Origin of the sequence: Candidatus Symbiopectobacterium sp. (assembly GCF_020054415.1) — a bacterium.
In the GTDB taxonomy this organism is placed as follows: Bacteria; Pseudomonadota; Gammaproteobacteria; order Enterobacterales; family Enterobacteriaceae; genus Symbiopectobacterium.
This window is the reverse complement of record NZ_JAHWCO010000166.1, coordinates 1-11216: the sequence shown is the minus strand read 5'-3', so window position 1 is coordinate 11216 and position 11216 is coordinate 1. Positions and strand designations below refer to the sequence as shown.

The 11216-nt window shown below is 50.1% G+C and carries 9 protein-coding genes and 5 pseudogenes; 4 read left to right on the top strand and 10 right to left on the bottom strand.

Going from position 1 to position 11216, the window contains the following annotated elements:
* The 9 genes and pseudogenes from QZ506_RS05060 to rluE all read right to left on the bottom strand — a co-directional run.
* On the bottom strand, positions 1–352 hold a 352-nt coding region (locus QZ506_RS05060; RefSeq protein WP_291969512.1), incomplete at its 3' end, for a transposase.
* Between the two features lie 69 nt (positions 353–421).
* Positions 422–877, bottom strand: a pseudogene (locus tag QZ506_RS05055) (cupin domain-containing protein); the annotation flags it as partial.
* A 96-nt stretch (positions 878–973) separates the two neighbouring features.
* Positions 974–2425, bottom strand: a complete 1452-nt coding sequence (gene phoQ, locus QZ506_RS05050; protein WP_291969508.1) for a two-component system sensor histidine kinase PhoQ — start codon at positions 2423–2425, stop codon at positions 974–976.
* Positions 2426–2427: 2 nt separating this feature from the next.
* Entirely contained in the window at positions 2428–3108 is a 681-nt protein-coding gene (phoP, locus tag QZ506_RS05045) for a two-component system response regulator PhoP (RefSeq protein ID WP_291969506.1), read from the bottom strand.
* Positions 3109–3322: 214 nt separating this feature from the next.
* Positions 3323–4693, bottom strand: coding sequence for an adenylosuccinate lyase (gene purB, locus QZ506_RS05040; protein WP_291969504.1), 1371 nt, complete (start codon positions 4691–4693; stop codon positions 3323–3325).
* A gap of 149 nt (positions 4694–4842) precedes the next feature.
* A pseudogene (hflD, locus tag QZ506_RS05035) lies at positions 4843–5469 on the bottom strand (high frequency lysogenization protein HflD).
* 3 nt (positions 5470–5472) lie between these two features.
* Positions 5473–6579 carry a tRNA 2-thiouridine(34) synthase MnmA gene (gene mnmA / locus QZ506_RS05030; protein WP_291969502.1) on the bottom strand — a complete coding sequence of 369 codons (1107 nt, stop codon included), beginning with the start codon at positions 6577–6579 and terminating at the stop codon, positions 5473–5475.
* 106 nt (positions 6580–6685) lie between these two features.
* Positions 6686–7141 (bottom strand): NUDIX hydrolase, encoded by a 456-nt coding sequence (locus QZ506_RS05025; RefSeq protein ID WP_291969500.1) that lies wholly within the window; start codon positions 7139–7141, stop codon positions 6686–6688.
* Positions 7134–7757 carry a 23S rRNA pseudouridine(2457) synthase RluE gene (gene rluE / locus QZ506_RS05020; protein WP_291969498.1) on the bottom strand — a complete coding sequence of 208 codons (624 nt, stop codon included), beginning with the start codon at positions 7755–7757 and terminating at the stop codon, positions 7134–7136. The genes QZ506_RS05025 and rluE overlap by 8 nt, the downstream gene beginning before the upstream one ends.
* Positions 7758–7895: 138 nt before the next feature.
* Here rluE and icd point away from each other — a divergent pair, with 138 nt between their 5' ends.
* The gene (gene icd / locus QZ506_RS05015) at positions 7896–9149 is read left to right on the top strand and encodes an NADP-dependent isocitrate dehydrogenase (RefSeq protein ID WP_291969496.1); all 1254 of its coding nucleotides are present in this window, start codon (positions 7896–7898) and stop codon (positions 9147–9149) included.
* 88 nt (positions 9150–9237) lie between these two features.
* Here icd and QZ506_RS05010 read toward each other — a convergent pair.
* Positions 9238–9404: pseudogene (locus QZ506_RS05010) on the bottom strand (integrase); the annotation flags it as partial.
* Positions 9405–9463: 59 nt separating this feature from the next.
* On the opposite strand from QZ506_RS05010, the pseudogene QZ506_RS05005 reads away from it, so the two are divergent.
* The 3 genes and pseudogenes from QZ506_RS05005 to QZ506_RS04995 all read left to right on the top strand — a co-directional run.
* Positions 9464–9707 (top strand): annotated as a pseudogene (locus QZ506_RS05005) (IS1-like element transposase); the annotation flags it as partial.
* A 108-nt stretch (positions 9708–9815) separates the two neighbouring features.
* Positions 9816–10325, top strand: coding sequence for a conserved phage C-terminal domain-containing protein (locus tag QZ506_RS05000; protein WP_291969510.1), 510 nt, complete (start codon positions 9816–9818; stop codon positions 10323–10325).
* Positions 10326–10592: 267 nt separating this feature from the next.
* A pseudogene (locus QZ506_RS04995) lies at positions 10593–11078 on the top strand (phage N-6-adenine-methyltransferase); the annotation flags it as partial.
* Positions 11079–11216: the final 138 nt, after the last annotated feature.

The following is an 11216-nucleotide window of genomic DNA, read 5'->3' as shown; positions in this document are numbered from 1 at the left end:
GGGTGGTCATCCCTTTGGCATACAACGATAAAATCTGGTTATCCATCCCGGTGATACGGGTCTGGTTCTTCTTCACCAGTTGCGGTTCAAAGGAACCATCACGATCACGTGGTGTACGCAGTTCCAGCGGACCATCGCCGGTGTTAACAGTCTTTGTGGAGTAGCCATTGCGCGTGTTAGTTCCAGATTTGGACTGGTGCTTCTCATGCCCGAGGTGGTGGGTCATTTCAGCATTAAGGGCAGCTTCAACGCTGATCTTTTTCAGAAGGCGATCAAACTGGTTGAGATCGTCAGGGGTTTTGATATTTTTTGCCAGCTCGTTAGCCAGAGCCTGTAACTGTTTTTCGTCCATAAAGTAACCTGCTTTTGATGTTGGATTGAACATATCAAAATCAGGAAATTACACAATCTCGTGTACAGGCTCCTTCATGGGGATCTTTTCCCCGACGCGCCAGCGGCGCTGACCGGTTCCCTGAATGATGAAGACGTCATATTGGTCGATATGCGGCCCTACGCCGCCGCCCGGTACAGAGAATGAGATCATCAAATCATCGGTACGCCAGTCGGGAATATGACGAAACGGGCGCATCAGTGCCGCTGAGGCATCATGCCAATGGTCAACGGCCTGTACCAGAAAGGACCAGTTGTGTTCACCTAAATGATCAAAGCTGTCGAAAGGACCGTGGCTGACTTGCCATTTGCCTGCATCGTGGCTGACTAAACGGCTGTCAACTTCGTTTTCCATTGACAGCCCGGCAAGTTCATCGGGCGATACGGGATCGATGAAATCGGTAAAACCCTGTTTGATCACCACAGGGCGTTTTTGCCAGTAATTCGCCATGAAAGATGGCCAATCGAGATTCAGTTGATAATCCATACCATGTGTTCCAACAAAGGGGGTCTATAAGAGTATAACCATTTCAGCGTCGGAGTTGCAGCACTGAGCGGTTGTGCGATGACAACAAGGTCGAGGTTAATCAGGATGTGGATGCTGGCGGCCGAAAATGGTTTCAACGCGGGCACCACCAAGGACACTGTCGGTGATGATAATTTCCCCTTCGTATTGCTCGATAATATCCAGCGCGACAGAGAGTCCAATACCCTGACCGGGGCGAAGCGTATCCGCCCGTTGACCACGTTGGAAAATCATTTCACGTTGGCTGCGTAGTATGCCGGGACCATCATCGTCGATCAGTAAATGCAGGCGATGATCCGAATACTGTGCGCTCACTTCAACAAACTCAAGGCTGTATTTGCAGGCGTTGTCGAGCACGTTACCCAGCACTTCCATAAAGTCGTTTTTCTCGCCGACAAAGGTCAATTCAGGGGAAATATCCAATGTGATAACGACGCCTTTTCGCTGATACACTTTGTTTAGCGCGGAACACAAGCCATCAAGCAATGCAGGAACGGAGTGCACTTCACGCAGCAGCAGGTTGTGTTCATAACGCATACTCGCGCGATGCAGGTAGTAGCCTATCTGTTGTGAGATACGGCTGATTTGCGCCAGCATCACCGGTTCTACCTGCTCGATATGTACTTCTTTATCCGTGCGCAGCGCACGTAATGTGGTTTGTAGCACGGCAAGAGGCGTTTTTAGGCTATGCGTTAGATCAGTTAGCGCAGTGCGGTATTTTTGATAACGCTTACGTTCGTTATTGAGCAGAATATTGAGGTTGCGTACCAGGCTATAAAGTTCGCGTGGTGGATTCTCATTAAGCTGTTCACGGGTGCCATTTTCCAAATCGGCAACCTGTTCCGCCAGCGTCTTGATCGGGTGCAAGCTCCAGTGTGCGGCGAGCCAGAGCAAAGGCAGTACCAGCAGTAAATTGGCGATAAAAACATAGCTAAACCACTCCCAGACCATATCTGCCTGTTGCAGTTCCTGGGGGATCTTATCAATCACGACAATGGTCAGCGCAGGCAGACTTTCTGTGGCCGGGTAGGTATTGACGGCGATGGAGTGGGTAAACGGTGTTTCTTCAACCTCGCTGCTAAAGCGGGTCAGCTTACTGAGGAACTGAGCATCGCCTTTGAGTTCCGCGCTGCTGGTCTGGGTGTTGGTATCAAGTTCGTGGTAATCAGTTTTTGCCAGCCACTCGGGTTTGATCAGCGCTTCAAGTTCCGGTACTTCACGTTCGCGCCAGAGAATTTTGCCGTCCTGAGCGTAAATCAGCACCAGCGTGGGATAGCTTATATCCATGTCGGACGGCATGGTGACGCTAAGCTGATGGTCCTTCCACTGCGCCAGACGGTAAAACAGGTTGCTTTCACCGCGAAGCAAACGGAATGATGCTTTATCGAAACTTACGCTATAGCCAATAATAGCGACGGCCCCATAAGACAGCGACAGGGCCAGCACTATAGCGACAGCAGCAAGCAGAAAACGGACACGTAAGGAGAACGGCTGTTTTTTTACACGCATAGCTATGAAGAGGCGACCAAATCAAAACGATAGCCTTGGCCTCGTACGGTAGTGATGACGTCGGCATCATACACCAGTTGCAATTTTTTGCGCAGACGTCCCATCAACACATCAATAGTGTGGCTTTCACGCAATTCTGCATCAGGGTAAAGTTGCAGCATGAGTGACTCCTTGCTGACCACCTTACCGTTGTTACGAATCAGCGTTTCAATAATAGTGTATTCAAATGCCGTGAGCTTAATCGGCGTATCCGCCACCATTAATTCACGACGCGACAGATCAATTTCGAACGGCGGTAAACTGATTAACTGGGAAGCCAGGCCGCTGTTACGTCGCATCAGCGCCTGCATACGGGCAACGACTTCCTCGAGATGAAAGGGTTTCGTTACATAGTCATCAGCACCGGCTTCAAGTACGGCGACTTTATCCTGCCAACTTTCTCGTGCTGTCAGCACCAGAATGGGCAGCTTCACTTGCTGATTGCGCCAACGGCGAATCAGCGTCATACCATCTTCAACGGGCAATCCCAAGTCCAGAATAGCGATATCAGGGGCATGTTCATGCAGGAAATAATCTGCTTCTTTAGCATCGGCAGCCGCATCAACCTGATGGCCCATCTCTTTCATCTGAACGGTGAGGTGATGGCGCAGCAACACATTATCTTCAACAACCAGTACGCGCATGACTTTATCCTTCATTGAACTAGACGATCAGGGCTATGCCTCCTAATTCTAACAAAAAAAGCAGAATTGAGCATTGGCGGTGGCGATGTGAATTATCCACAATCGCAGTAAACTAAATGTAAACAAACGTCGAGAGAATGGAGAAAAAGCCTAACGCGAATCAATAATCAATCGCGAAGTAGGTACGAGGGGCGGTTACCCCCGTACTTACACGTTATTTTAACGTGTCTACCAGCGTCACCGCGTGACCAATGTAGGTTGACGGCGTCATAGATTTTAGGCGTGTTTTTTCTTCTTCAGGGAGTTCTAGGCCGTCAATAAATGCCTGGATGCCTGCACCGTCAACGCGTTTTCCACGTGTCAGTTCTTTCAGTTTCTCGTAAGGTTTCTCAATACCATAACGGCGCATGACCGTTTGGATAGGTTCTGCCAGCACTTCCCAGTTGTTGTCCAGTTCATCCAGCAGACGGTCACGGTTCACTTCCAGTTTGCTGATGCCCTTCAGTGTCGCTTGATAAGCGATTAACGCATAACCGATACCCACACCTAAATTACGAAGTACGGTGGAATCGGTCAAATCGCGCTGCCAGCGCGACACCGGCAACTTGGTTGCCAAATGGCTCAGTACGGCATTGGCCAGTCCCAGATTGCCTTCGGAGTTTTCGAAGTCGATCGGGTTCACCTTGTGCGGCATTGTGGAAGAACCAATTTCACCCGCGATGGTTTTCTGCTTGAAGTGATTCAGTGCGATATAACCCCAGATATCCCGATCGAAATCGATTAGAATGGTATTGAAGCGGGCTACGCAGTCAAACAGTTCCGCGATGTAGTCGTGCGGTTCAATTTGTGTGGTGTAGGGATTCCACTGAATACCCAGCGAGGTGACGAAGCTTTCGCTGAATGCATGCCAATCCAGCGTAGGATAAGCGGCAAAATGGGCGTTGTAGTTACCCACTGCGCCATTGATTTTGCCAAGAATTTCGACCTGTTGCAGTTGGCGATATTGTCGTTCCATGCGGTAAACCACGTTAGCAAACTCTTTGCCGATGGTCGATGGCGTTGCGTACTGGCCGTGAGTGCGGCAGAGCAGGGGAATGTCGCGATACTGCTGTGCCAACGTTTTAAGGGCATCAATAAGTTGACGCCAGAACGGCAGAATGACATCACGGCGTGCGCAATCCAGCATCAAGGCGTGAGATAGGTTGTTAATATCTTCTGACGTGCAGGCGAAATGGATAAATTCATTGACCGCATGTAGGCTAGGGACCGCAGCGACTTTTTCCTTCAGAAAATACTCGACTGCTTTAACATCATGATTGGTCGTGCGTTCGATAGTTTTGATACGCGCGGCGTCAGTTTCATTGAATTCTGCGACAATATTATCAAGGAAAGCGTTTGCGTCGGCGTCAAATGCAGGAACTTCCTTGATTTCTGCACAGACTGCCAATTTTTGCAGCCAGCGGACTTCAACCTGCACACGAAATTTCAGTAAACCAAATTCACTGAAAATAGCGCGTAACGTGCTGACTTTATCACCGTAGCGACCATCAATCGGGGACACGGCGGTCAGTGAGGATAATTCCATCGCAAGCAACTCCTAGGGTGTATTTATCAAAGTATAGGTTTAACAACACATAAATAAAAAAACGATAGCATCAGCAACGTTTAGGCGTTGTGATGATACATGGGGGGCCTCAGCGCCGTTTATTTATGTCGCAAGCGGCCGCCCATGGATTAGCAACGGGCCAGTATCTGTTTGGCTTCTTTTACCAAACGAGCACGAGAAAACATCAGCTGTAAACGTCCACCGCCGACCTGTTGCCACAGCACAGCCGCACGGATACCCGCCAGCAGCGTGGCGCGCACTTTGGCCTGCACTTGTGCATTTTTGAGCACTTCCGGGGAACCGGTTACCTGAATTCATGGGCCCAGTGCGCTGATGACATCGACATCAATGCCAGCCAGAGCACTGATAATCGTATCTGACATCAGCTCAAAATGCTCGAGTTGGCGTGATAGTTGGCTAATACGGTTACCCAATTCGTCGAGCGCTGCGCTATTACCGCTTAACTTGCGCTCAAGGGCAATCAAACTAAAGGCATAGCGTGATAATTCTGCGCCTACGCCCTTGGCGCTGCTATTTAAAATTCCCAGCAAGGTTTCCAATCCGACCTTTACGTTACGCTCATCGCCACCGAATACTGACATGGTAGAGCAGGGATTCATATCCAACAGGCTGTTGAGTGAGGTTTGCAGTACGTCATTATCGCAGTGACCATGGTGCGCCAGCTGTTGAACCTGATGGGAAGATTGGCAAACGCCCGCCAGAGCCAGCGTGATGTCCTGATAATTTTTAGCCACAGGCTACTCCTGTACTCGTTCTTCGATGATGCCACCGCCAAGACAAACCTCTCCCTGATAAAACACCGCAGATTGACCCGGTGTGACGGCAGCAACCGGTGCATCAAAACGAACGCTGATGCGTTCGCTATCCAGCGGGGTTACCGTACAGGGAATATCTTCCTGACGATATCGCGTTTTCACGACACAGCGGAAAGGTTCAAGGCGCGGTTGGCGATCGACCCAATGCAGTTGTTGCGCGATAAGTCCCTGTGACATCAGGCGTGGATGATTGTGTCCTTGCGCAACATACAGAATATCATTCGTGACGTCTTTATCAACCACATACCAGGGATCTTCGCTGCCCTCTTTGACACCACCTATGCCTAGTCCTTTGCGCTGTCCCAGAGTGTAGTACATCAAGCCCTGATGCTGCCCCATGGTTTTGCCGTTATCGACAGACAGGATAGGTCCCGGCTGTGCAGGCAAGTAGCGCGCCAGAAAATCTCGGAATTTGCGTTCACCGATAAAACAGATACCGGTGGAATCTTTCTTTTGCGCGGTTGCCAGACCAAGGCGTTCTGCGATACGACGCACCTCAGGTTTTTCCAGTTCTCCCACCGGGAACAGGCTTTGCGAGATTTTCTGGTGGCTAAGTGTGTAAAGGAAATAACTTTGATCTTTGTTGCGGTCTTTTCCGCGCAACAAACGCGTGGCACAGCCGCTGTCATGGCGACGAACATAGTGGCCAGTAGCGATATAGTCGGCCCCGAGATCTTCAGCGGCAAACTCCAAAAATGCTTTGAATTTTATCTCTTTGTTACACAGGATATCAGGGTTGGGTGTGCGGCCTGCTCGGTATTCCGCCAGAAAATGTTCAAAAACATTATCCCAATATTCCGCAGCAAAATTGATGGTGTGCAGCACAATGCCCAATTTGTCGCATACGGCTTGTGCATAGGCCAGATCGGTAGCGGCAGAGCAATACTCCGTATCATCGTCTTCCTCCCAGTTCTTCATGAACAGGCCTTCAACCTGATAGCCCTGTTGCTGTAACAGGTAGGCGGAAACGGAAGAATCGACACCGCCGGACATCCCGACAATGATTTTTTTCTGGCTGTTATCTGACATGGGCGTCTCACGAACTGAAGTGTTGACACGCAGCTCAAAGGACTTCAACGCGTCAGCATGAAAAACAAGCGACACATTTTATCATGATTTTGCCCGGGCTGCATGGCTAATCCTGCGCATTGGGCATTTCAAAAGCTCCCAGCAAGCTGAGGGGATAGCGTTCTGTCGTCTGATAGCAGCGAATACTTTCTGCCACCAGCGGCGATCGCAGCTGTGTGGAATGCAGAATTTCCTCGGCGCTGAGCCAGTGACAGCAACTGATATCACTGTCATGTGGGGTGGTTGGAAGTCTTGCAGGGAGATCAATGGAGAAGCAAAAACGCAGAAACGGGGTTTGGTCGGGGGCAATCCATTGGTGAAGACGTAAAAAAGCCTGCGGTGCTGCATTGATGCCGGTTTCTTCCCACAGTTCACGTCGAGCAGCCTGTATCAATGTTTCGTTAGCCTCAAGGTGCCCTGCGGGCTGGTTCCAGGTTGCTTTACCGCGAATCTCTTCTTCAACGATTAAAAAATGGTTTTCAGCCTGTACCACACAGGCCACGGTAATATGCGGTTTAAACATCGAGAATCTCTCTCCAGGTGCCAGGCGATAAATGATCCAGTGTCTGATTGGCCATACCGTAGCGTATTAAGCGTAGGGTTGGATAGCCTATGTGCGCTGTCATGCGACGAACCTGACGGTTTCGCCCCTCATACAGCGTGATTTTTAGCCAACTGTCTGAAACGGTTTTTCTTTCGCGAATTGGTGGCACGCGTGCCCATAGCCACTCTGGGGGAGCAACAATTTCTGCACCTGCAGGCAATGTCTTGCCATCTTTCAACTGTAAACCACTACGAAATTGCTGCAAATCTGCCTCTGTCGGGGTGCCTTCTGCCTGAACATAATAGATTTTCGCGATTTTTTTTCCCGGTTGAGTGAGTCGGGCTTGCAGTTTTCCGTCATTAGTGAGAATCATTAGACCCTCGCTATCACGATCCAACCGCCCTGCGGCATAAATATCTGGAAAAGGGATATAGTCTTTCAGGGTGGTGCGGCCTGCTTCATCGGTAAACTGCGGAAGCACGTCAAAAGGTTTGTTGAACAGAACGATGCGGGGCGCAGTGGAAACCGCGCGTTTACGCGAAGTTTGCGAGCTGAATCGATTAACGTTGTGATTTTTAACCGAAAATTTATTCATCATCTATCATCTTTATGGCCGAGAGTTACAAAGGCATTATACTCGAAATGGTTTGCGATTGGCGCGGGCAAAATATTCAAGTAGTATTGACGCGCATCTTACAAATCATTAACAAAATTGCGCTCGAAGGAGAGGTTAATGGAAAGCAAAGTAGTTGTACCAACAGACGGACAAAAAATCACTGTTGATGCCCAAGGTAAGCTGAACGTTCCTAATAATCCGATCATCCCCTTTATCGAAGGCGACGGTATCGGCGTGGATGTGACTCCTGCGATGATCAATGTTGTTAATGCCGCAGTGAAAAAAGCTTATGACGGCAAACGCGCTATCTCATGGATGGAAATCTACACCGGTGAAAAATCCACCCAAGTGTATGGCAGCGACGTCTGGTTGCCGGAAGAGACGCTGGATTTGATTCGTGATTACCGTGTCGCTATCAAAGGCCCATTGACTACGCCTGTCGGCGGCGGTATCCGTTCTCTGAACGTTGCTTTGCGTCAACAACTGGATCTCTACATCTGCCTGCGCCCGGTTCGTTATTATGAAGGTACACCAAGCCCGGTTAAACAGCCTGAGCTGACTGACATGGTGATCTTCCGTGAAAACTCCGAAGACATTTATGCGGGTATAGAGTGGAAAGCCGGTACCGCTGAAGCAGACAAGGTAATCAAATTCCTGCGTGACGAGATGGGTGTGAGCAAGATCCGCTTCCCGCAACAGTGCGGTATTGGTATCAAGCCATGCTCTGAAGAGGGTACAAAGCGTCTGGTGCGTGCCGCTATTGAGTACGCCATCGTCAACGATCGTGAATCTGTGACGTTGGTCCACAAGGGCAACATCATGAAATTCACAGAAGGCGCGTTTAAGGACTGGGGCTACCAACTGGCACGCGACGAATTCGGCGGTGAGCTGATCGACGGTGGATCGTGGGTTAAAATCAAGAACCCGAACAGCGGAAAAGACATTATCATCAAAGATGTGATTGCCGATGCGTTCCTGCAACAGATTCTGCTGCGTCCAGCGGAGTACGGCGTTATCGCTTGTATGAACCTGAACGGTGACTACATTTCCGATGCGCTTGCTGCTCAGGTCGGCGGTATCGGTATAGCGCCCGGTGCCAACATTGGTGATGAATGCGCGCTTTTCGAAGCGACGCACGGCACAGCGCCAAAATATGCCGGTCAGGATAAAGTGAATCCCGGTTCAGTGATTCTTTCCGCGGAAATGATGCTGCGCCACATGCACTGGTTCGAAGCCGCTGACCTGATTGTTAAGGGAATGGAAGGGGCGATCAAGAACAAGACCGTGACCTACGATTTCGAACGTCAACTTGATGGCGCTAAGCTTCGGAAATGTAGCGAGTTTTCTCAGGACATCATCGATAACATGTAATTCACTGTTAAGTGTGGATTAACAATACGGGCCAGTGTTGGCCCTTTCGTTTTTGCCGAAAAGTTCTTTCCCCAAAACTGTACAAAATTTAGGCTGTTTTTGTGCCGATGATCACCCAGTCTTTGCCTCTATCATCGTTGTACTTATCTGTCGATGACCCAACAGTTTTTGCGTGTCGATCCCCTGATCACGGTAAAGCCTTTCTGAAAGAGAGCGCTGTTCGTGGAAGGTCGGTTCAGTCCCGGCGTCGGGTCGGTCGTGTATCCAACATGTCAATTGCAGTGTACCATATCCGGTTTTGGATGTGGAATACTGTGGCTAAAGTTTATGTAAGATGCCCGTTTTGTGAACAGACATCCCCTGTGAAAAAAACACGGTTATGGCAAAAGTGGCCATCAGCGTTGCCGTTGTCAGTCGTGCAAACGCACCTTCCAGCTCGACTATGCCTATCGTTCCTGCCAACCGGGAATGACAGACCAACTTATTGACTTGGCAATGAATAATGCGGGTATTCGTGACACTGCGCGGGCACTACATATTAGTATCAATGCCGTCGTGCTCTAGATCGGTGCAATCCCGCAAACTAGATTGTGGTGATGCCGCAAACAAGTATGGGGTGATCCCGCAAACTTTCTTACAGGAAATTACACAGGAGATTACGCAGAGATTAAAAAAACCTCTTGTCAGGCTGGACCGCCTGACGACCCTGCACAACGAGTTCTTGATTACTTCAATCAGGTAACTAACTCCGGCTATCGGGATGGCAAAACCACGATGGGGTACATCCGTGGGCGACTTGCTGAACCTGATTACGTCGCTGAGGACTTGATTCTGGTGGTGGATTACCTAACAGCGAAATGGCTTAACGATCCTAGGATGTGCGATTACCTGCGTCCCAAAACGATTTTTGGCCCAGAAAACTTCCCCGAGTATTACGACAAAGCCCGCAAGTGGGATGCCGGCGGCCGTCCTGCCTGCATCGATGGGAAATGGGTTAGGCCGGGAGATCTGCCAGAGGTTTCGGTTGATGTATCCGAACGAGATGCCGCTTACCGCAGTTTCATTGGCAGCGCATTACCCGCAAAACACCCCAGCCAGATTGAAATTCAGGTACGCACAGAAGCCAGCAAGGCTGGGCTGAAATCAGCGAAACCAGAGTTTGCAATGAGCCGCTGAAATTCCATCTGGAAAGATGTAACCCAGCGCCAGAAGGGAGGGAAAGCCGCATGATAACCGACGACATAGCATTAGCCGAAAAGATTGAAAGCAAACGTCTGTGACGCAGAGCAGCCCGTGTATTGCTGACGGTACTTGACCAGACCGAAGGGATGCGAGCGCGTGCAGCAGTTTCCCGTCGCCGTAAGAAATGCCAGATCAGCGCAAACGGACCGAGAAGCCAATACAGCGGCATCCGCTTGATGACAGCGGCGGGAGGTGTACTCAATGACTGACTTTTCCCAAACCGGGTACGTTCAGGCGCTGAATGCCTACAAGGCGGAAGCAGCCCATGAACTTAAGGATGTTGGCGATCAGTGGCGCACTCCAGATCCACTGTTCTGGGGTATCAATGCCATGTTTGGCCCGCTGGTGCTGTACCTGTTCAGCGACGGAGAAAACTCGAAGTGTGAAGCCTACTACACCGCCGAAGATAACGCGCTGGCACAGAACTGGTCCGCACGTCTGTCTGAACTGAACGGTGCAGCGTTTGGCAATCCGCCGTATTCCCGCGCCAAACAGCACGAAAGCCAATACATCACCGGCATGCGTCACATCATCGAGCACGTTATTGCGATGCGTGAGCTGGGCGGGCGCTACGTGTTCCTCATAAAATCCGCTACATCCGAGGTGTGGTGGCCTGAACAGGCGGAACATATCGCGTTTATCCGTGGTCGCATTGGCTTCGACCTGCCGTCCTGGTTCAAGCCCAAAGGGCTTTGTTGAATAAATAGAACTTTTGGGTAATCATCGGAGCAGATCACCACAGTTGTTTCAAAATCAGGTCTCCATGGCAAAACAAAATTTTAAAATCACCAACTGGCCCTCTTATAACAAGGCCCTAAAGCAGCG

What these genes read in the sequence shown, in the direction of transcription:
- phoP (WP_291969506.1), bottom strand. Translation starts at nt 3,108, where the DNA reads ATGCGCGTACTGGTTGTTGAAGATAATGTGTTGCTGCGCCATCACCTC.
- rluE (WP_291969498.1), bottom strand. Translation starts at nt 7,757, where the DNA reads ATGAATAAATTTTCGGTTAAAAATCACAACGTTAATCGATTCAGCTCG.
- mnmA (WP_291969502.1), bottom strand. Translation starts at nt 6,579, where the DNA reads ATGTCAGATAACAGCCAGAAAAAAATCATTGTCGGGATGTCCGGCGGT.
- phoQ (WP_291969508.1), bottom strand. Translation starts at nt 2,425, where the DNA reads ATGCGTGTAAAAAAACAGCCGTTCTCCTTACGTGTCCGTTTTCTGCTT.
- purB (WP_291969504.1), bottom strand. Translation starts at nt 4,693, where the DNA reads ATGGAATTATCCTCACTGACCGCCGTGTCCCCGATTGATGGTCGCTAC.
- icd (WP_291969496.1), top strand. Translation starts at nt 7,896, where the DNA reads ATGGAAAGCAAAGTAGTTGTACCAACAGACGGACAAAAAATCACTGTT.
- QZ506_RS05025 (WP_291969500.1), bottom strand. Translation starts at nt 7,141, where the DNA reads ATGTTTAAACCGCATATTACCGTGGCCTGTGTGGTACAGGCTGAAAAC.